This window comes from Dyella monticola (assembly GCF_003363155.1).
GTDB lineage: Bacteria > Pseudomonadota > Gammaproteobacteria > Xanthomonadales > Rhodanobacteraceae > Dyella_B > Dyella_B monticola.
Window position 1 is genome coordinate 21880 of sequence record NZ_QRBE01000019.1, and the last position, 20437, is coordinate 42316.

General features: G+C 56.2%; 15 protein-coding genes, 1 tRNA gene and 3 pseudogenes. 4 read left to right on the plus strand and 15 right to left on the minus strand.

The genetic code is table 11. The annotated features are described in order from the left end of the window. Positions 1–7: 7 nt before the first annotated feature. Positions 8–2926: a putative bifunctional diguanylate cyclase/phosphodiesterase gene (locus DWU98_RS20270; RefSeq protein ID WP_147293394.1), complete on the minus strand. Its 2919-nt coding sequence runs from the start codon at positions 2924–2926 to the stop codon at positions 8–10. A gap of 677 nt (positions 2927–3603) precedes the next feature. Between DWU98_RS20270 and DWU98_RS20275 the strand changes: the two genes are divergently transcribed. Next, complete coding sequence (locus tag DWU98_RS20275; RefSeq protein WP_115497407.1) at positions 3604–3858, plus strand: hypothetical protein; 255 nt, start codon at positions 3604–3606, stop codon at positions 3856–3858. Positions 3859–3985: 127 nt separating this feature from the next. On the opposite strand, the gene DWU98_RS20280 is transcribed toward DWU98_RS20275, so the two are convergent. Both DWU98_RS20280 and DWU98_RS20285 read right to left on the minus strand, forming a co-directional pair. Next, complete coding sequence (locus DWU98_RS20280) at positions 3986–4324, minus strand: PRC-barrel domain-containing protein (RefSeq protein WP_115497408.1); 339 nt, start codon at positions 4322–4324, stop codon at positions 3986–3988. Between the two features lie 126 nt (positions 4325–4450). Beyond that, positions 4451–4909 carry a PA2171 family ribosome-binding persister protein gene (locus DWU98_RS20285; protein WP_115497409.1) on the minus strand — a complete coding sequence of 153 codons (459 nt, stop codon included), beginning with the start codon at positions 4907–4909 and terminating at the stop codon, positions 4451–4453. Between the two features lie 269 nt (positions 4910–5178). Here DWU98_RS20285 and DWU98_RS20290 point away from each other — a divergent pair, with 269 nt between their 5' ends. Beyond that, complete coding sequence (locus DWU98_RS20290) at positions 5179–5346, plus strand: lipocalin family protein (RefSeq protein WP_425480252.1); 168 nt, start codon at positions 5179–5181, stop codon at positions 5344–5346. A 200-nt stretch (positions 5347–5546) separates the two neighbouring features. Here DWU98_RS20290 and DWU98_RS20295 read toward each other — a convergent pair whose 3' ends face one another. Both DWU98_RS20295 and DWU98_RS20300 read right to left on the minus strand, forming a co-directional pair. Next, positions 5547–6722, minus strand: coding sequence for an AI-2E family transporter (locus DWU98_RS20295; protein WP_158545136.1), 1176 nt, complete (start codon positions 6720–6722; stop codon positions 5547–5549). Positions 6723–7259: 537 nt separating this feature from the next. After that, positions 7260–7916: a hypothetical protein gene (locus tag DWU98_RS20300; protein ID WP_115497412.1), complete on the minus strand. Its 657-nt coding sequence runs from the start codon at positions 7914–7916 to the stop codon at positions 7260–7262. A 752-nt stretch (positions 7917–8668) separates the two neighbouring features. On the opposite strand from DWU98_RS20300, the pseudogene DWU98_RS20305 reads away from it, so the two are divergent. Both DWU98_RS20305 and DWU98_RS20310 read left to right on the plus strand, forming a co-directional pair. Then, positions 8669–9124 (plus strand): annotated as a pseudogene (locus DWU98_RS20305) (HupE/UreJ family protein); the annotation flags it as partial. Positions 9125–9309: 185 nt separating this feature from the next. Continuing rightward, positions 9310–11382, plus strand: coding sequence for a TonB-dependent receptor (locus tag DWU98_RS20310; RefSeq protein ID WP_158545137.1), 2073 nt, complete (start codon positions 9310–9312; stop codon positions 11380–11382). A 143-nt stretch (positions 11383–11525) separates the two neighbouring features. On the opposite strand, the gene DWU98_RS22035 is transcribed toward DWU98_RS20310, so the two are convergent. From DWU98_RS22035 to DWU98_RS20355, 10 genes and pseudogenes are all read right to left on the minus strand, one after another. Then, positions 11526–11616, minus strand: a tRNA-Val gene (locus DWU98_RS22035). 374 nt (positions 11617–11990) lie between these two features. Then, positions 11991–12272 carry a hypothetical protein gene (locus DWU98_RS20315; RefSeq protein WP_115497415.1) on the minus strand — a complete coding sequence of 94 codons (282 nt, stop codon included), beginning with the start codon at positions 12270–12272 and terminating at the stop codon, positions 11991–11993. 73 nt (positions 12273–12345) lie between these two features. Beyond that, positions 12346–12771: an antitoxin gene (locus DWU98_RS20320; protein ID WP_115497416.1), complete on the minus strand. Its 426-nt coding sequence runs from the start codon at positions 12769–12771 to the stop codon at positions 12346–12348. Between the two features lie 347 nt (positions 12772–13118). After that, positions 13119–14077 (minus strand): annotated as a pseudogene (locus DWU98_RS20325) (IS5 family transposase). Positions 14078–14587: 510 nt separating this feature from the next. Further along, complete coding sequence (locus DWU98_RS20330) at positions 14588–15331, minus strand: SseB family protein (RefSeq protein WP_115497417.1); 744 nt, start codon at positions 15329–15331, stop codon at positions 14588–14590. A 17-nt stretch (positions 15332–15348) separates the two neighbouring features. Continuing rightward, positions 15349–15573, minus strand: coding sequence for a helix-turn-helix domain-containing protein (locus DWU98_RS20335; RefSeq protein WP_115497418.1), 225 nt, complete (start codon positions 15571–15573; stop codon positions 15349–15351). Positions 15574–16296: 723 nt separating this feature from the next. Beyond that, a complete protein-coding gene (locus DWU98_RS22355; RefSeq protein WP_230474969.1) occupies positions 16297–16617 on the minus strand; it encodes a hypothetical protein in 321 nt (106 codons plus the stop codon). A 585-nt stretch (positions 16618–17202) separates the two neighbouring features. Continuing rightward, positions 17203–17631, minus strand: a pseudogene (locus DWU98_RS22605) (TniQ family protein); the annotation flags it as partial. After that, entirely contained in the window at positions 17631–18617 is a 987-nt protein-coding gene (locus DWU98_RS20350; RefSeq protein WP_147293395.1) for an ATP-binding protein, read from the minus strand. The pseudogene DWU98_RS22605 and the gene DWU98_RS20350, both read right to left, overlap by 1 nt. A gap of 34 nt (positions 18618–18651) precedes the next feature. Next, a complete protein-coding gene (locus DWU98_RS20355) occupies positions 18652–20223 on the minus strand; it encodes a DDE-type integrase/transposase/recombinase (protein ID WP_115497422.1) in 1572 nt (523 codons plus the stop codon). Positions 20224–20437: the final 214 nt, after the last annotated feature.

Genomic DNA, 20437 nt, shown 5'->3' on the forward strand with positions numbered 1-20437 from the left:
AAGCCTGTTAAGGGACGCTACGGCGCTTTAGCGTTGACTGCGACAACGTCTTCAAGACGTCCTGCAGTGGTCCGGGCTTGCCGAGAAAGTAGCCTTGCGCCGCATCACAACCGTGGTGTTGGAGCCACGCATACTGTGCATAATGCTCGATACCTTCGGCAATAACGTCGATCTTCAAACTTTTGCCTAGGGCAATGATGGTCTCGCAAATCATCGCCGAGCGTTCATCACAATCGACATTGCGCACAAAAGCTTGATCGATTTTCAATGCATCAATCGGCAGGTCGCGTAGGTATGAGAGACTTGAAAATCCGGTGCCGAAATCGTCCAGTGCGATAGCTATCCCATCAGCGCGCAATTGCCGCATCACGGCTACAGCTTTGTCTTTGTGCGTGATTAAGCTGCTTTCGGTGACTTCGACGCGCAGCGCGCCGGAGGGTAACGAATACGCCTCGCGGACGGCGCGGAAGCTTGCTATGAGATCCCGACCGAGTAACTCCGCTGGAGAAATGTTTATGGCAACCGGCAAGCCCTCGAATCCAGCTGACTTCAAATCGCAGACCGCTTTGGCAGCCTGGGTCATCACCCAGTGACCCAAGGAGGTGATCAGACCCGACTCCTCGCAGATCGGAATGAACGTGGACGGCGAAATAAAGGTGCCATCGGTTTGAGGCCAACGAATCAGCGCTTCCAGGCCGATCGGACGCATGTCGTGGAGGTCCGTAAGGACTTGGAAATGCAACTCGAATTCGTGATGCTTGACAGCTCTGCGAAGGCAGGCGGCAAAGTGGAGTTTCTCGCGGGATTGCTGCGCAAGTAATGGTTCGAAGTAATGAATGGTCTCATCACTATGAAGGTGCGCGTGCGCGGCCAATGCCGCATGCGCCAGTAACACGTCGCTCTGTATTCCATCGCTGGGATAACGAGCGATGCCGATCACGACGTTTATCTGATGTTGAGTGTCTTTGTAGTGAATAGGTTCGGCCACGCTATCGGCGACCGCTCGCATGTGCGCATCAGCGATCTGATTGGGAGTCGCCCAGACGAATGCCTGCTCGGCTGCCATCGCTGTGCATTCGTTGCTTTCGGTGATAAGACGTGATGCCACTGTTTGTAAAACACCCGTAGCGACAGGGATGCCGAACGTGTCTGCGATCGCATCCATGCCCACGAGTTGAAGGTAAGCGACCTCGAAAGGAGTGCTTTTGGCGATGAGTACATCCATCCATTGGATCAACGCATGTTGATTGGGAAGCCCTGTGATCAGATCGTGTGATGCGCGGTAGGCCAATTCGCGCTCATCGGCCAATTGCGTGGTGACGTCCTCGGCTAACACCAATCGCGCGGGGCGATCCGCGAAAACAATATCGACACTATGAATGCGCACGTCGATGGCCGTGCCTCCCTTGGTGCGATGCACCCAAAGCTTGGGGACATTCCGTACCTCCGGGGGCGATGCCAAATCCTCCCAGACTTTGAGACGTTCTGTCGTATCCCGAATGTCAAAAATGGTCATTTGCAGGAATTCTTCCCGGGTATAACCATAAACGCGAACGGCGGCCGCATTGACCTCAAGAAACCGCTTTGAGGAGGCATCGAATACCCAAAAGGGTAACGGGTTCTGCTCAAACAGCACCTTGAAACGATGTTGGCTTTCGATGTGGCGCTGCCACACCGACCACTGCTCGGTGACGTCTACGACCGTCCCGACCATTTGCTTGGCGCCTGTCTCGTCCGTCACCATTTGGCCGCAGGCCGATAGGCGGCGTACGACGCCTTCGGGTTTTTGGATGCAAAATTCAACCCGCAATGGAACCGCTTTCTTCCACGCGCGCCTGACTTGCGTGGCAAGAAGCAAGCGGTCGGCGGGGACAACGATGGTGAGCACATCGTTGGCGCTGGCTAAGGTTTGGCCGGGACGCAACCCGAACCAATCCCCTGCCTCTTCGTAGCATTCGAAGCGTTGCGCGGAATCGCTGAGCGACCATAACGCCGTTTTTCCTGCGCGCTGGGCCAGGCGCAAATGCTGAGTCTTGGCCTGCAAGCTTTGGATGTAATGACGTTGTAGTTTTGCTGCTCCCATGATGATCTTCAGTAGGCACGCGAACGCGACCAGGTAGAAGACGTAAAACGAAATCGCGCCCAGGGCAACATTGCGCCAGGGTACCCATATGTCCTGCAGGCTTATTTGGGCCGTCGCGAAGAATGGATAAGGCCCTATGGGTACGGTTGCTTGGAGCGGTGGAATATGGGATCCAATTAACCATGGCACCCATCCAGGTTTCACGTTTTCAGCGGATAGGTCATGGCCGCCCTGCAAAACCAACCGGCCCTGTGTATCACGGAGGGAAAATGCCACGTTGTCAGGGCTTACGACACGCTCGATGGCGCGCTTAAGGACCGCCACCCGGATCTCGCCAACAACCCATTGACGCCCATCAATGGCTGCCGCCACGGGGATAACCAAGCCCTGAGCCGTATCGCGGGTGGCGTCAAAGCAAATCACCGTCGCTGCATCTACACTCGTATTGCACAAGGGGGAAGTGCTGGTGGAGTGAAGAGACGCCCATGGGTTATCGGGCTTCGCTGTATCCACCACGACGATGCGCCCTATCTGGGACTGCTGCTTGAGAACGGTAGTGATGAGACCTTTTAAGGCCGTATCGTTCAGTGGCGCCGCGGGATGAAAACGGCGCGACGCCTCGGCGATAAATATCAGGGCATTGGCGCTGGATCTGAGGAGACCTTGGGCCATTTGCGCCACGTTGATTGCTGCATCATCGGCGCGATGGCTGCTATCGCTCCATCGACTGCGAAGATTCGATGCCAGATCATGCGCCAACACAAAAAAGAGCAGCACGGCAGTCACACTACCGAAGAGGATGATCGCTTGTATGGATACGGCTCTCGACCGGCTATCGGTCACGGTTGGTCCTTTCGTGTTTTCTAGACGGCACAAACGTGGCGCACCGCCTCCATGGGAAGCAAAGCATGTGCCATGAACGCCGACTTCCCTTGGAGTCGTCAACGCTTAGCCATTCACCTTTGTGAGTAAATAGTGATGACGTCTCGCGGCGATGCGCGGGTGAGGTCGCGAACGCGATGACGCTGGGCGTGCGACTATGCGGCGAACGACCGCATCACCCCCTATCGAAGCATTGCGCATTCGCATGCAAGAAGACCGTGCGGCTCAAGTTCGCCAGTTCAGGAACGCGAGGGTGTGCAGGCCACACCGCCAAGCGCACTGCGCGCTTGGACGATCACGACCAGCGCAGGTGAAGTCGTCGCCGCACAGCAGGCAATACGAATCGACAGCATGCGCACAATGAGGCAGCCGGAACCCCGCTCTAAGAAGGGTTCCATTGACTTACGGGTCGTGTTTCGCGAGGGGGTAGCCGGCATTCATCGCAGCCGCCTTGGATGAAGTATGGACCATTCTTTCGGTGAACCTGATGGGGCGTCTTGCGCATGCTCGACAACGACAGCCAGCAAATGAAACGTTCACTGCACAAATACCGACGCCGCGTAGGATCGAAGATCTGCACTGTGGCGTACCCCGTCGTGCAGTCTGCTTTTCACGCAACTACGTCGAGGTAACGCATCATGACCAGTCAAGATAAAAGCGGTGACACCCATCACGAGCATCATTCAAAAGCCGCCGAACATCACAAGCACGCCGCCAAGCATCATGAAGAAGCGGCAAAACATTTGAAGAACAACGATGCATCGAAGGGCGCTCACCATGCGCATTTGGCGACCGGTCACGGCCACCACGCTGAAGAGCACGCGCGTGAAGCGGGCAAGCGATTTAGTGACGAGCACGGCGAGAAGTCCTCGTCGGATAAACAGGGCAAGTAAACGAGGCGCGCATTGGACAGCGGGAGGCAGGACGGCTTCCCCCTTGGTGTAAGAGCACCATGCTCCAGCGATCATTCGGCTTCCTACCGCACCGCAGGCGACCCACACTTAGGACAGGCTTTTGGGCTCAGTGCTGGAAATACGCTCGCACGCGGGCGGTGAACGAACTATCGGTAAAGTTCGGCCAGTGGTCCTTGTCAAAACCCGGTGCCGCCTTCAATCGTTCCTTATCGACATCCAAGAGAAGTTGCTTGTTTTTCTCATCGAGCTGGATCGCTTCCCAGGGTACGGCGAAGAGCTTTTCGCCCATACCTAGCAAGCCTCCGAAGGAAAGGACGCCATAAGCGATGCGTCCGTTGGTGGTATCGATCATAAAGTCTTTCAATTCACCAATCGGATCACCCGTGAGGTCCTTTATGGGTTCACCGGTGAGCGTCAATACGGAGAGGAGATGCGGTGTTGCCATAGTGGAATCTCGCAAGCGAATGAATGAACGCACATACCTTTTCCCATATGCTTTTTAAAGTGTGCGCGTGGATCCGTGAGCGGCGTGACGACACAGTCAAATCCAAACACGCCACCGGAATGCCAATCAGGTCCGTTTGTCCAAAAGCTCCTGTTTACGCTGCGCCATTTGAGCGCCTAATTCACGAAGCTGCTCTTTACTCATGAGCGCTTTAGCGTCTTTGAACATCTTGCTTTCTTCTTCGTCGGCATGATGTTCGATCAACTCCCTCAACACTTTGGCTCGGCCAGAAAAGCTATCGCTTCCCGCATCGGTACTTAAGAGATCGGGGAGCACCAGTTCTTCGACAGCTCGGTGCTCCTCCAACGCTTCAAAATACATTTTTGTTTCTTGTTTCTTCCCGGCGGCTTTAATCGCCGGATAAAAGAGTTCCTCCTCAATGGTCGTATGCACGCTGAGATCGATTTGAATCTCCTGAAGGAGCAGCGTGCGCTTCTTGGTGGCTCGCTCAGAGGTCTCGGTGAGTTCCGCAAGCAAACGTTTGACCAGTTTATGGTCGGCTTTGAGCAACTGAATGGCATCCATGGGGGTGTCCTGGCATCGGGCCGGAACGCAAGCGTTTCACGCGAGCCGTGAAACCCTGGTAGCGCAATCTGGTACTTCCGGGATCCCGGTACCACTGGTCGGCGGTTGACTCCGGCGCTCGTCCGTGCTCCCGCCCGGGCGCAGGCATTGCCACTTCCTACACGCGCTAGCGCTTAAGTAACGATTGATGCCGTTTGCTGCATACACACGCGGGATGCTACGCATGACACGTTCCACGCCCGCGCCGCCAAGGGATTACCAACCAGCCTGTGCAGGAGTTGGGTGTTCTCCGCTACCAAGGGCTTTGGCACGAGATTGCCCACTTGCCCATGTTCTACCAGCGACATTGCTTCAGTGACATCACGGCCACCTATAGCGTCCGAGAGGATGGATGCGCCATTGTGCGGTGGTCGGCGGGCCTACGCACAAGTATTTAGGCGTTTTTACCTGTACTGGTACTAGTGACGAAACAAGGTTCTGCTGGTGATCCATGAAGTCGCCACGGTGCAGTTGATGAACCAATGCCTCATCCATGGGCTCCGCGCAAAGTCGAGGCTGCTCAGGTGCCGTAGTTGATAGAGCGCACTTCGTACGGCGTAACGACTTGAGTGTGTCGTGATTACGGTTTGGTGTACCTCTAAGGCGCCCAAACATGCTGCTCGCCTTCCAGAAAGTGGCCGAATGCGGCGAGTGATCGGACGCGATCGCAAATGATCTTGACAATGGCAAGAATGGGTACCGCAAGAATGGCGCCAGGAACTCCCCACATCCAATCCCAAAAGAGTAGCGACATAATTACGAGCACCGGATTGAGCGTAAATCGGCGCGCAAGGATCAATGGGGTCACGGTTTCACCCTCGAGAATGTGAATGGTGCTGTACAGAATCATCGGCATAAAAGCCTTCCACAGCGGATCGAGGCTCAGCATGCCGACCGCCAAAAATATGGCGAAACCGCATAGCGGCCCTAGGATTGGCACAAAGTTCAGAAGAAAAGCAGCCGCACCCCACAGTAGGACGTCTTGAAGTCCCAGGGCCCACATGGCTAAGCCGGTCGCGATGCCAACCAGTGCGTTCATCCCGGTGACTGTCACGAGATAGGCAGAAATGTCGGCCTCGATTTGCTGCGAGATATCGGTAACCTGGCGCTTATCGCGAAATCGTGGCATCACCTCGACGAGCCGCCGTAAGAAGGTATCACCGGACATCAATAAAAAGAACAGAATAAGGAATGTTGCAAGGAACTCGGAGGCGAATGTATGCGCTGCGCTCAACAACGCAGCTTGAAGACCGTTCGTGAGTGAAGGGGACGCCTGCATGGTGCCGGCACCGGGTGTGTTCGCGCCTCCCACTGCCATTTTCGCATGGGCGAGTAAACGACTCATCGCATTGAGCGGTGCGCTGATGATTCGTACGCGCTCTTGCAATCGCGGGAGACCTTCCGGAAGACGTTTCGCCCAATCGGATGCCGGCGTGCTCAACAGCTCTCCGAGTCCGCAAATAATACCCAGCAATAGAAGAATAACTAGTAGGGAGGCCACTACGCGGCTCACACGTAATCGTGCAAACAAGCGCATGATCGGCTGCATCAGAAGTTTGAGGATGAAAGCCAACACAATGGGCAGAAGCACCTCGCGTGCCAGATAGACACCGGCAAGCAATGCGAGAAGGAATAGTCCTCCCTGAAAAATCGCTTGAGGGTCTTGGGGAAGCGGCATATCGTTCCGTTCATCGGGTGCCGGTATCGCGCTATCGTCGATCGTCACTTCACGACCCACGCTTAAATCCCCTGAAGGCGGCTTGGAAGATGGCATGAGGCTGCCCTCCGCAATGTGCAGGTGCATGAGACCGGCGACCAGTGGACAGTACCGAATGTCAAAGACCTGCGATGCCCGCACATTCGGGTTAATGGGTGCTTACATGGGCGCGCCAATGAACTTAACGGCGTGTCCACGGCAAGCGTTAACGATGTCGGGATCTAGTCCGCTAAACGCGCAGAAGGAAGAAGGGCTAGCTACTTTGCATGTTCCTTGGGGTGATCACGCAAGAAGGTACCCAAGTGATCTCTTGTGTGCCACAACCCAACTCATAGTAAGTGACGGACGCAATCCTACGTGCCGCCACCACCAACAGTAGCGGCGCATGGCAGAGCGTATTTCCAAGGAGACCTTGCCCAGGCCGCCAGCCCAAATCGCTAGATTGGCGCTACTTAGCAACCACAAAATTTAGGCCGTTACAAATTGCACGAAAATCAAGACAACCCTCAGAAGCGCGCACCGTGGCAGCTGAAGCCCAATTGGCTTCAGCACGCAAACGCCGACGATCCGAATGAGTGTGGCCCGGCACGGCATTCAACGTCGCGTGTTGCGAGTCAATGCTTCCGCGGCTTTTCGCGAACGATCGCCACGAAGGTGCATGTCGCAGAATTCAATGGTGATGGGCGACATATTTCCCAGCGTTGAGTGGAAAGGCTTAATACGATCGAGTATGCGAGCACCACGATCAGCGAAGACCTTCAGATCGAAATACGCCGTGATATTGTCCCTGTAGAGCGCAACGGCCTCGCTGTACTGGCCCAGCAACTCCATGAGCTCCGTAAGGCGCCCTTTGAATAATGCAGGCTCGATCGCCATCATATCCGTCTCCTTGTCCAATACGGCGCGCAGGGACGTGACCGAAGGCTGAGGTGCCGTCGTGACCAGCGGCGCATGGAGGATCTCTTGCATATCTCGATAGAGCGCATCGAGCCACCGCACGTGTTGATCTGCCAGTTGCCGCTGTCGGTCACGCTCAAGTAGTTCGTACTGCAAACGTACCGTCCAAACCACGGCCACCAAGGCAAGGAAGCTAAGGAGTGGTCCGGCCACCCCTCCGACATAGGAGCCAAAATTGGCCAAGTCGGTCGTTTGGTGGGATAGCGATGAGGCAAATCCGCCGAGCCAGAAGTAGGCCCCAATTGTCCCCGCAACAATCACTAGCCCCAGCAGAGCAAAGATAATCACGGCCACACGACGGCCCTCCTAGTTGGGTTCCCTTCCTCAATATAGCGAAGAAGTAGCGACGCACTGCGCCGCTGGAACAAAAAAAAGGGGGGTCGCGCAGATATGCTCCGATTCATTGACTTCAGGCCAGGCCACGCACACCGATGGCCTCCTCATAGCCTTTTCGAAGACAAACATACCGCCAAGCATGGCGGCATGGTCGGGCCCATCGGTCATCCATGGTGAGGTGGGGCCCCGCCTCGGCGCCTCACGTCCCGGCCCACCCATGTTAAGCCACCCGTGGTCAAAAATTTTGATGAAACCGGCCCGGAATCTGCAGCCCGCAGGCCAGACACTCGCCGGATTATCGGTGGCCACGCGCCGAGAGTATGCGGAGCCGATCGGTGTACGAGCCAACCACCGAGAGGATGCACAACGAAGCTGTTTCCAAGAGGTTTTAGGCTAGACCGCTACAAATTGCACGACAACCGGAACAACCCCCGATATGCCATCCCTTTGTGCTAAGAGGAAGACCCCGAGGAATGGGCCGATACCAGCCTGCACGTCGGCCATGAAGAAGCTGAGGCATTCGAGCGCACGGACTCCGGGTCGAGTAGCGCGCATCATGGGTCAAAGGAAATCCGGCGCAAATTGAGGGCTTGCTCTAGCTGCTGTTGTAGCCTCGGTGGAGAACCACGTTTACCGTTGCGCCGCGTGTCCTACCCAAACTATTTTGTAAGTCCAACCCAAACTATTTTGTCAATTTCCAGGTTGTTTCCGCTTTCAGCCTTTCTCACTCGGTGACGTTGTCATTGGCCGTGCTGGGCATTGTCGATTTGCCTAGCCGATGGGTGGAATCGGGCATTGCGTTGTCCGTGCTGGTGGCCGCGCTGAACAATCTTTATCCAGTGGTGAATAGACGGGTATGGCTCATTGCTTTCGCGTTCGGTTTCATCCACGGCTTGGGATTCGCCAGCGCATTGCAAGGATTGCGGCTGCCAGCTGGTGCGATGGCAGCCTCCCTTGGTGGTTTCAGTGTCGGTGTGGAAATCGGTCAGGAAGCAATCGTCGTCGCATTCCTGCCGCTGGCTTTCCTACTCCGCAAGACGCGCTACTACCGCGTAGCAGTGCTGCGCTGGGGCTCGCTACTCATCGTCATCATTGCCATGGGTTGGTTTGTACAGCGCGCGTTCAACATCGCCATTCCGGGCTTTAGTGCAATCATCCCTAACTAACTACCCACCCAGGAATGAGCATAGTCTTCGAGCAAGCGACAAGGAACACCTTCGCGCTGGTTTGCCTCATACTTCTGGCTGGTTTGCAAGCGGAGAACTTCAAGGCGCGAGCAGCGGGCGCGCCAATCGGCTCGACCATCTCACCTCCGACGCATTCGGGTGCCCGGCAAGCCCGGACTACGCACGTGAACAAGCACATGCCATCTGCCGCAACAGACGCCCGCGATCATGCCGCTGTTCTTGCGGCGATCAATGTCATCGCCCACTACGAAAACGGCATAGGCACCTCGGACGCAGCCTCACAAGGCATCATCCTCGGAACGCTGCTGCAGGATATTCCGCTGTTGCGCCCCGGCAACATCCTGGAAGCCGTACCTGGCATGGTGGTTACGCAGCATTCGGGGGATGGCAAAGCCAACCAGTATTTCCTGCGGGGTTATAACCTGGATCACGGTACCGATTTCGCCACCCGTGTCGATGGCGTGCCCGTCAACATGCCGACCAATGCGCACGGGCAAGGGTATTCGGATCTCAATTTTCTGATTCCCGAGCTGATACAGCGGATCGATTATCGAAAAGGAACCTATTCCGCTGAAAACGGCGATTTTTCCGCAGCGGGGTCTGCGGACATCCACTACCGTAGCACCCTAGCCACCCCGCTCGCGGTGTGGGAATGGGGCAGTTACGGGTATCGCCGCATTCTGCTTGCCGGTTCCTTTCCCGTAACACACGGCCGCCGTCCTAGTGAGGCGACGGCACAGAGCCCTGTCTTACTGGCCGCTGTGGAAGGGCTTGAGGAAAACGGTCCATGGAAGCGGCCTGAGGGTATGCGCAAGATTAATGGCGTGCTGCGCCTGAGTGGTGGTGGCTCGGCAAACGGTTGGTCAGTCGATGCCCTCGCCTACCAAGCGCACTGGAACGCGACCGATCAGGTGCCGCTGAGCTTGATCCAGTCAGGCCAGCTTTGCCGGTATTGCGCACTGGACCCCACGGATGGTGGCGATACCGCGCGCGACATTCTCTCCGCGCAGTGGCACGCGCATGACGCACAGAGCTACAGCCTTGCTACGGCGTACTTTGAACATTACCGATTACAACTATTTTCCAACTTCACCTTTTTCGAGCTACGCCCCGCCACAGGCGACCAATTCGAGCAGGCTGAGGCGCGAAATGTACTTGGCTTTACGGTAGCCCATGGCTGGATTCGTTCCTTGCAGAATCGCGACTCCACCACAGAGCTTGGTCTTCAGTTTCGCCGCGATGCTATCCGCGTCGGGCTGGTCGATACTGAAGATCGTATTCCCTTTGAAACCGTTGACGACAACCGCATCCGCGAAACGGAAGCGGCGGTGTACGTTCAGAACATCACGCAATGGAGCGACTGGTTTCGCAGCGTGGTAGGTGTGCGTGGTGATGATCTGTGGATGAGTGTGGATTCCTTGACGTTTGCAAAAAATAGCGGCAACGCCTCGGCGAGCCGGATATCACCCAAACTATCGATGATTTTCGGGCCATGGCATAAGACCGAATTCTTTATCAACGCGGGTGAAGGCTTTCACAGCAACGATGCCCGCGGCGTTATTTACAAAATCGACCCGACTACCGGTACTCCTTCCTCGCGTGTGCCACCATTGGTAGGCGCCTTCGGGCAGGAAATAGGCATCAAGACCGACGCCATTGAGGACCTGCAAAGCTCGTTGACGCTGTGGCGCCTAGACAGCGAATCAGAGCTTGTCTATAACGCCGATTCAACGATCGGAAGCACCACACCGAACGGTTCAAGCCGTCGCTACGGCGCAGAATGGAACAACCACGTTTCCTTGAATCAATGGTTGCTGTTTGATGCCGATCTTGCGTACACCCATGCGCGCTACACACATCCTGAAGAAAATGGACAGATTGGACAGTTCATACCCAACGCTGTTCCGAAAGTCGCCTCAATCGGACTGACAGTACACAGCAACCCCATCTTGTCGTGTGATGTGACGATGCGCTATGTTGGCCGATATCCGTTGTCGCAGAGTGGCGACCTGAGTGGATCCTCATCGGTCGTTACCAATGTGCGCATTCAGCGCATTCTGATGCCCCGCGTATCGTTAATGTTGGATATATTGAATGTCTTTAACCGCAAGTATGACGACATTGCCTACGCGCAGAATTACAGAATATCTAGAGATAGCCCGATAGTGCCCGATGGCGTCACAGTACATCCTGGTGAACCTCGCGAATTTCGCGCGACGTTTGTGATTCGAATGTAACTCGTCCGACAAAGAACTCCGAGACGCGCGCGTCGACGTTGGTTGTACGCACCGTGGCAACGCCACATCGGGTCTTTGTGTCTAGATATCTTCGAGACGCGCGATTCGTCCACCGGTTGCGAGATTGCTGATTGTTACGTTGATGGTGCCCCCAGGCAGGACTCAAACCTGCATCGGTGATCAGTGACCACTGCCTGATCCGGAGAAAACCCGGAACCTTTCGGCCACGGGGGCATGACAACAAACTTGATTGTGTGCGACCAAACACGAAATGATAAGTGCTGTCGGGTGCATAACACGTCGATGATGCTGCTTGGTGGTTCCCACTTGCGCGTGCTGCCTGACACATGTGTCCTGTCTAAAAACGACAAACTGCCCCCTAGCTGCCAACAAACTGCCCCCTAGCTGCCAACAAACTGCCGCATAGTCGCCGGTCGACCAACAACCTGCCGCATTCTCGCCGGAACGACCAACGAACTGCCGCGGAATTCGCGGGCCGGATGGTCGCGGCGACTTTCGAATTGCCAACAAGTTGCCCCGACTTTTGACCTACAAAATGCCGCGAATTTGGGTATGCGCAACAGACCATAAGAAGTTCGGCGCATTAGTTAGATCGTGTGCTCGAACCGCGGGTCGCGGATGATCTCGTAGACATTTTTCTTGCTGCACAACGCCTTCAGCCTGGACACGCTGCCGTGAAAAATTGAGATCTCGGTGCGCTGCGGAAACAGCAGGTAGCCATTCAGGCTGCGGGCACCCGCCGTGGGCTTCTTGCATCGGAAAGCAAATGTTGCGCCCTGTTCATCGGCCAAGCCCACCTCGACCATCTGGTTGAGCGTATTTTCCGTGCTGATTTTACGGATGTAAAACTTCAGGGGATGCACTTCCATTAGAGCCTCCTCAGCGTTTGAAATTGGACTGGCGCGTGACGTAAATACGGAATCCAGGCCCCAACCAATTCTGTCAGAACAGTTCCCGCTCCACCTGAAGCTGGGTGTCACGCGTGGTCATGAAGTCATCCGCGACGTCTTCGGCGGTGTCGAAGAAACTGTCCCACCGATGGCTCGCTGGCGACATGCTGTAGAAGTATTCCGCAAAGTAATACCCGCCGGCCTCCCCGGTCTTGGCCAAGCCTTCCAGCGCTTTATCGGGCACCCACTCGGAGAACGTCGCCCCCCTTGACCGGCGGTTTCTTGGTGCGGCAAGGGATACGTTTCGATGGCTGCGTGCAGCTGGCAGCTTTTGCTTGAGAATATCCGCCGCGTACGTTGCGGTCATGGCTACAACTAGCGCTAATTGATACCCCTTACTGATGGCGGCATGCACGACTTGCGCGATGTGCAGCTCGCTCCGTAAGTGACTGTCGGATTCGTGTCGATCGTCGCTCATTCCACTCGCTCCACGATTGCCTCAAACGAAATTCAGGACCATGCAAGGCGCAGCGGCCGTTCCACCGTTACGACAGGTTGTAGTGCAGTTCGGCAAAAGCTTATGCAGCGTTTTTGCAGCATCCCATCCGCTACCAATTCTACTAACAGCTTGGCCGGTCCACTCGATGACCAGCGATGGAGTGAAGCGCGCCGTCACAATGGCCGGGTAATAGTTGCGGCGCGATTTTTTCCTTAGGGATGCTCTGAACAAATCACTTTCACCACACCCCCGATTCGAGTGTGCTGTGCCGCCATCGAAGGGGATGACGCCACGAAGAACAATTCCCCGCGCTCAGGTGACGCCTTTCATGCCATCACCAGCAAACGTCGACGCGCCATCCATAAGTTCGACAACGCAAACAGCGTCAATACCTGGCCGGTGTTCTTCACCAGCCCCCGGTAACGGACCTTCGTATAGCCGAACTGCCGTTTGATCACCCGGAATGGATGCTCCACTTTCGCACGCACCGCCGCTTCGAGGTGTTCCACGTAACGCGTGATGTCTTTGAGCTTCCCGTTCACCATCGCCTTGACGTTGCCCGGCTTGGTGGCGATGTGCCACCTTAGGGGGCGCCCCTTCAGACCTTCACGTTTGTTCGCGCCGGTGTAACCGGCATCGCCCCAAACGCTCTTTTCCTTGCCGTGCAGCAAGTGCTCGGTCTGGGTCACGTCCGCTTCGTTGGCCGGGGTTGTGGTGACCGTATGTACCAGGCCCGACTCCACGTCCACGCCGATGTGTGCCTTCATGCCGAAGTAATACCGGTTGCCCTTCTTGGTCTGATACATGGCCGGATCACGCTTGCCTTCCTGATTCTTGGTCGAGGACGGCGCATGGATGATCGTGGCATCCACGATCGTGCCCTGACGAAGCAACAACCCCTTGTCTCCAAGGTGGGCGTTGACCGCTTCCAGCAGCTTGCTCGCCAGATCATGCTTTTCCAGCAACCGGCGGAACTTCAGGATCGTGGTCTCGTCCGGCAACGCGTCATCGGCCAGGTCCAGCCGTGCGAAGCGACGCATCGACTCGATCTCGTACAGCGCATATCGCTCAACGCGTACCACTGTTGCATGAAATGAATGCGCAGCATCGTGCCCAGGGGCATCGGCGGCCGGCCGCGGCGACCGGCCTTCGGATAGTGCGGCTCGATGATCGCTTCGAGCATCGCCCACGGAATAACTTGCTCCATCTCCGTCAGGAACACTTCCCGGCGCGTTCGTTTCTTCTTGGCATCAAAACTCCACGAGGCGAAGGTGGTTTGCTTCATCGGCGTGGGCAACTCCGTGGCGTGGAGCTAGGATGCATCATTCGAGGAATAAATCAGAGTGTCCCTAGGTGGGCTGATCCCCTGGCAGCGGTTCGGCTGATCAACCCGGTCGGTTTCCGCACCTTGAATCGTAGTACCGTCGCTGAGGGAAACGTGACCGCGACGGAAACGGAGATGGTGTGGCGCCATCGGCAAACTCTCCATAGCTGCTGCGGCGATAGCGTGTGCCTCTATATTCGGTTTATATGTCGATCCTGCGCGCTGCCGCCTGGCACTACCGGTTCACCTTGGCCGGAGCTTCCGTCATTTTTGGCGGCGCGTTCTTTGCGCTCGCGCTATACGCGCCTGGGATTCGTGCGGGTTGCGAACACCAACTTTATGGTGCGCGATTTGGAAAACGGATAGGGGTGGACACCGCGATTGGCACGCTCGGCCCGCAAATCCAATGCGCATCGCGGTATTGGGATTTCAGGAAATGCTCGTACTGCCGAGGCGAAGCGGCGCTAACCCTCAGGTGCCGTAGAACTGGATGCCGTGATGGCAGATATCGAGGAGCGGCTCGTTCGGAGTTACACAGGTCATGGTGACGGGGAGATCGGGGGGTGGCGATAGGGAGTTCAACTCCAGTGTCGTTAAATGCACCAGGCGTTCCTCGCTCTCCGGCATCACTATCAAGACCAGCAACAGGAAAACCTCGGCATCATTGGCTCCGCGATGGACTTCGACCATATACCCAGCCCGTACGGCAGGCTCGCGCGTGAAAAGTGCGCGCAAGGCCAAGACCAACGTCTCCGTTGAAATGGTCGGGGGACACGCCCCGACTGTCTCATCTTGCTGGAGCTTTTCCTGAGTGAAGAATCCAAGGGGACGCCCCGCCAGGAGGGCGCTGATTTCCGGTGGATAAAGCGCCACACGGTCCAGATTCGGGTTCAGCATGAGTGTCGCGCCTTGGGTCAGCTCAAAGAGGCGCCGGCCGCTCATGGCCACGATCCCAACCTTCAATGCCGAAGCCTCCTCCGCCTGTTTGCGATCGCTAAAAAACGGCAGGACGGTCTGCTGGTTGTCGGGTCGAACGAACTGGACGAACCGGATGCGCCCTGGCGGCACGGGGCCGTGCGGGACGTGCGCGTACACCGTCGAGTCAAGAAGTGCCTTAAAGACGGCTTCTTCGGTCTGTCTCCGACCCTCGGAATTTGCCGCCGACCTTGCGGCCTCCAACAATGTCTGGAGCTGGGACGTTGGCACGGTTGCCATGCGCGGGTGGGCCGAAGCTAATCCAGGTCCTTAAGCAACGCGCTCATACTGACGCCGAAACCTTCGGCAACCCGCTGAAGGGTCGTCAGGGTGATGTTTTTCTCGCCACGCTCAATGGCCGAGTAGTAAGCCCGATGCATATGGATTCGGTCCGCAAAGTCGTCTTGGCTTAGCCCACTAATTCGTCGTTGCGCGCGCAGCGACTGACCTAGCTTGGCCGCCAGGGAGGTCGGTTTTGTCATGCCGACACGCTAGGTCGGCGCTACTTTCTACTCTACCACCTTATGAGTAGACTATTTATAAGTATCATTGCGGATAAAGGCATGTTGCGCATTCACGATCCGGAGACCGATACGTCCCTGACCTCCATATCCCGTGGATGCTGGAAGAGGCATTCCGTGTTCAGCTGGGGCGTCACCTGGATGCAGGAGGCCAGTCGCGGCTTCTGTGGGAGGTGGGTGGTTGCTTTGCCGTCGTGCTCTATCAACTGGTCGATCGGGACCTCCTCCCACCGACCGAACGTCAACGCGCCCTCGCAGCACGCATAAGCAAGGTGCCGCCAAGCCCCGCGTTTCGTAGAGGCTGTTTCTGCTGGCCAGCGTCGGCCGGAGGGTGATCAACTGGCCGGCGTGTTCGTCATCGCCGGTCGGTCGCGTGCTGGAAGCGTCCTGGTGTACACGGCTCTCCCTGGCAAGGTGCTCGTCGGCGAACCGGCATCGTGGCGGCTTTTCAGGACGTTTCGGGTGGTCGGATTCACATTGTTACGGGTGGCCAGTTTGAGTGCATTTTAGGTGGCCGCTTTGGATCGTTACGGCTGGTCGGCTTCGCCTGGAATACGCAATGACGGCACACCATCCCGGAAACCACGCCCAGACCGCCTAGAAAGGAACAATCGCACCGCGACTTGCATAGTCTCGTGGTGCACACGTCCCATGGTCTTCCCGTTGGCTACACCAAAAACCTGACTATCCATTTCGAAACCTGACGCTATCGATGATCGTCGGCATCAGCCGATCGCCTAACGCAGCAATCAATAGCTTTGCAACGTGCACTACCGACTCCGCTTCAGCCTTCGTTGCGCCGGTCACAGAGGAGATCGCGGCGCCGATTTGTCGGAGATTCAATTCGGCAGCAGCCTCTTGCTGCCGCGCAAGCTCAAGCAACACTGCGGTCCATAGAGCTCGGCTGATTCTCTCCCGTCTTGAGTCTTGAAGTTCGCGTTTTCGGTACTCGCCGTATCGCCTGTAGATGTCTGGATCGAACTGGAAGAATGTTGATGCACGCATACCTGCAGCGCAACACAGTTGCCGGAACGGAGGGAGTAAACTGCCAGGAACTGCTATCATTTGGATCAGGGCCTCGCGCAGACGCTCCTTCGATTCCCTAGGCACCCGTCTTACGGCGAGTTGAGGCCGCCCTTGTGGAACGCTATCGATCAATCGCGACTGCATCACTAGGAGAGGCGATTCAAAGACGGCTCGCGGGGCCATCCCGAGCTCAGCAGTCGCAAGGAAAACAGTAGTCAACTGCGGACAGGCTCCGCGCTTTCGAATCCGCTCCAAGAGCCTCGTGACGGTAGGCATCTGCTCTGTTCGTGATCGTCGTTCCTGTCTAGTCTCTCCAGCAAGCGCATTCGTCACGACCTTAAGCGCATCCTTTCCGACGCCCTTCCATTCCGTGTCCGCAACAAGTCGAATCAGATCCTCGGTTTGCTTCTGCTCCCACATGTAGAAGTGACCCAACGGCCTTCTTCGTCTCTCCCACTCACGAAGGTCGTGCCCACATTTGTGACATTTGGTGCGCCTTTCGATATCACGTAAGGACGCACGAGCTGAGCCGCATCGCGGACAAGCGATGAGCAGAGGGCAGCCGTCGCGAGGACAAACATGGGCCGTCTTCAATTGCCAAATCAGACGTTCTGGACAATCGGGTGAACCCGAAGCAAAGCATTCAGGACACCAACGGAGTCTTCCCAAGATTGCGCCAGTTCCATTCGGTGCAAGCATCGGCGCCAACTTCAGCAGGCTTCCACAGGCCAGGATCTGCTGCCCGGTCAGCTCCTCGAGTCGGCGTAAGTATGTTCTTGTGGCATCCGAGTATCCCGCCAGCGCTGGGAAGCTCAACGCTCCGAACTTCACCGCTGGACCGACCTCGTCAGCGCATCTCATCGAGAAGATGAGCCGTTGAACTCGCAAAGGAGAGACGCCGTGTGTGTGCGCCAGCCGTAATACATAGGAAGGAACTGACTCGACGAGTTCTGTGCCCGTATCGGCCAGACGCAACGGTGCAAGCCTTGTCATCAAGTTGCACCAACAGGTGACCGCGCTGGCTTACGCGCCCTCGCGCCGCGTCTCCGCGAAGCAGCCTTCTGTTGCTGGGGCGGCTCAGAGGGCAGTGTTGGATCCAAAGAAAACAATATCGCTTCACCGACAATGATTTCTTGCTCAAGAAGCAGTAGTTGGGGAGGCAGGTACTTCGAGTCCTCAAAGTGGTCCCATGCAATTGCTTTAGCGTCGCTCGCCTTCCAGTAGATCCTCGCCCTATCTACGTGCGAGTAAACCTCCCCGGGAACGCCAAACGACCACTGGTACAATTTAGCAGCTTGCGTTGTAAGCATTCCAATTGGCAATTCACACTGCTCTTCTATGCCCTGCAGAACGCCAAGGAATGAAACCTTTTGAGGTCGCGACTTGCCGTACCGGTTGATATGTACAGTCAGTGAGCGGCGATTGATATGCTGACTGTGATTCCAAACTTCCAGCAGATCGTACGTGCCGGCGATGATGATCCGTATATGCGCATTTAACGCCAGGACTCTGAGTGCATCCAGGTAGTCAGATGGCAAATGCCTTCCTGGTGCCAAGCACATGAGCTGACCTTCGTCGATGATGAGGACTTCAAGTCCGTACGCTGTTGCGAGTCGCTCGACGATCGAGGTCCAACGCCACTCCGCAACGTCGTCGATCTCGTCGTTCGCGCTTGCCAGCACATCTTTCGGAAGAATCTCTGCCGGATCCGAGCGGAATGGATCGCCCAGCGCAGAGTAAATGTCAAAAATCAGCTTCTTCTGGCTGAACTTGCCTTGCTGGCTGTTGTTTGCGTTCAAGTGGATCAACGGAATGCGGTCTTTCGGGATCGAATCGCCATACAATTCGTCGGCCAGCATCTTCAAGAGCGTAGTCTTACCCGCACCCGATGCGCCCGTGACAAAGCACACGGATCCAAGCTCTGCATAGCTGGCAAACGCGAAGACCAGCTTGAGTGCTCGCTCGAAGTGTTCATGCATTAAGACCTTGCCTTTTCGTGAGTGCGACACGTGTTCACCGGCTCTCGAAGATGGGGATTTCGTTGGCGTTGATTGAGTCAAACTCGTCGAGCGTCGACTCGGACCCTGGCGTCTGCGCGGTCGTGGAAGCCGCGTTTGAGGCCGGTTTTTCTGTCTCGGAGCAGAAGCGGGAAGCCTGTCGAGCCTTTTTAAGGTATGCCGCCTCTTTCTGTTTTGTAACTGTCTGATTGGTCTTTGCTCTGGCGTGGTATTCAAGCAGACTCACGTGCTCAGCAAGGCGCACCGACGTGTCCTCTCCTCCCATCTCACTGTGCTTGGGGGAAAAGGCATCAATTGTTCCCAGCGACGTGATCGCATACATCAAGGTGGGGTCGCAGGCGTCTAGCCGCATTGCATCGAGCTTTGCGCCTCGCAAATGCATCGCTGCAAGTTCGTTCGACGAGAATGTTGCGCCACCGAACCGCAACCCCTTCTTGCGATCCCAAGTGTCGCGGCGCGTCTGTCCACAGGGCACTGCGGTTATCAGACGGAATGCTCGATCATAGACAAAGGGCCTGCAGCACTGCGGAAACTCAGCCCTGCCTTGCTTCCATAGATCTTCCGGCGACAACTCTTCATCCTTCGCTGGCTGTTTGTTGTAGATCTCGAATATCCAGTGATCGATAATTTTAATTAACTCTGCAATCTCGTAAATTGCCCGGCGTTTTCCCTTTTTCTTTCCGTCGGAGGCCCGTCCCATTTTGTCGTTTGCTAATCCCCCGACTAGTTGCTGCAAGAACGCATTCAAACGGGCGAAAAATGCCTCTATCCGTGCGCCCCATTGGGCGCCGCTTCTCGGTCGATAGACTCCGCTCACATTCAGCGCTGCCAGCATTTGTGCGACACAGGCATTATTGAACTCGCTTCCGCCGTCGTAACTGATATTGGATGGCAAGCAGCCGTTTCGGCTGACGGTGTCACTCAAAGCGATCGCTGCTGCCAGCCTGTTCGTGCTGCCAAAAAGGTAGCCGCGACCCAACACGTAGCCCGACTCTTGGTCGATGAGCGGGATAACGATGGGGCGTGGCCAATCTCCGATTTCTTCGTCACGCGTGGCAATCACATCGACCGGGGTGCAGTCGATGTGTGCGAATAGACCGGGAATGGGAGGCGAAATTGCGCGATTTCGCGGATCGGTTGACGCCCGTTCCGCGTGAAAACCGCGCTTCCCCCTGCTTGCCAGAGCGCGTTTTTCTGGTGTTAGAGCCGCGTTGTAGTGCTTTCTGAAGGTTTCCAACGAAGGTCGATAGATCTTGGCTTCTTCCGCCTTGTTCAGAAATTCGCCATACGCAAAGATCAAGGACGGTTTTGGCGATTCCTTGATATGTTCAAGGGCGATTTGGTGCATACAATCCACACAGTCTTCAGGAATGTATGGACGTCTTCCTCTGTCGCCCGTGCGCTGAATAAACGCAGACAGAGCCGGCGCTCCTTCTGCCTTCGCCTGTTCGAGCTTGGTCTTGTAGCGATAGTCAGTTGAGTTGAGCGGGACCTGGCATGCCCGCGCAGCTTGATATGCAGTGAGTGCGTTCTGGGCACGAGAAATCTCCTTCCCAGTAGCACTCATCAGTCGCCGCGCAAGGTCGCCGACTTCGTCCCTCCTTGTTAGAGGCGACAGCGGCGATCAATCGTTCCCGACTTTCTACGTCCTCGGCTGAATGATAGTAGAGGAAGTTTTCTCCAAGGGGACTCGAGCTTAGTGATCCGTGAAGTTCACCCGCGATCAGCCCCTGTAGCAACAGATCTCCATTTGCATGGGCAAACCTGACTAGTAAGTCCGC

Bases quoted from the DNA above. Each gene is read 5' to 3' on its own strand.
- DWU98_RS20275 (WP_115497407.1), top strand. From the start codon at position 3,604: ATGACCAGTCAAGATAAAAGCGGTGACACCCATCACGAGCATCATTCA.
- DWU98_RS20280 (WP_115497408.1), bottom strand. From the start codon at position 4,324: ATGGCAACACCGCATCTCCTCTCCGTATTGACGCTCACCGGTGAACCC.
- DWU98_RS20285 (WP_115497409.1), bottom strand. From the start codon at position 4,909: ATGGATGCCATTCAGTTGCTCAAAGCCGACCATAAACTGGTCAAACGT.
- DWU98_RS20295 (WP_158545136.1), bottom strand. From the start codon at position 6,722: ATGCCATCTTCCAAGCCGCCTTCAGGGGATTTAAGCGTGGGTCGTGAA.
- DWU98_RS20315 (WP_115497415.1), bottom strand. From the start codon at position 12,272: ATGGAAGTGCATCCCCTGAAGTTTTACATCCGTAAAATCAGCACGGAA.
- DWU98_RS20320 (WP_115497416.1), bottom strand. From the start codon at position 12,771: ATGAGCGACGATCGACACGAATCCGACAGTCACTTACGGAGCGAGCTG.
- DWU98_RS20330 (WP_115497417.1), bottom strand. From the start codon at position 15,331: ATGGCAACCGTGCCAACGTCCCAGCTCCAGACATTGTTGGAGGCCGCA.
- DWU98_RS20335 (WP_115497418.1), bottom strand. From the start codon at position 15,573: ATGACAAAACCGACCTCCCTGGCGGCCAAGCTAGGTCAGTCGCTGCGC.
- DWU98_RS22355 (WP_230474969.1), bottom strand. From the start codon at position 16,617: ATGCGTGCATCAACATTCTTCCAGTTCGATCCAGACATCTACAGGCGA.
- DWU98_RS20350 (WP_147293395.1), bottom strand. From the start codon at position 18,617: ATGCATGAACACTTCGAGCGAGCACTCAAGCTGGTCTTCGCGTTTGCC.
- DWU98_RS20355 (WP_115497422.1), bottom strand. From the start codon at position 20,223: ATGAGTGCTACTGGGAAGGAGATTTCTCGTGCCCAGAACGCACTCACT.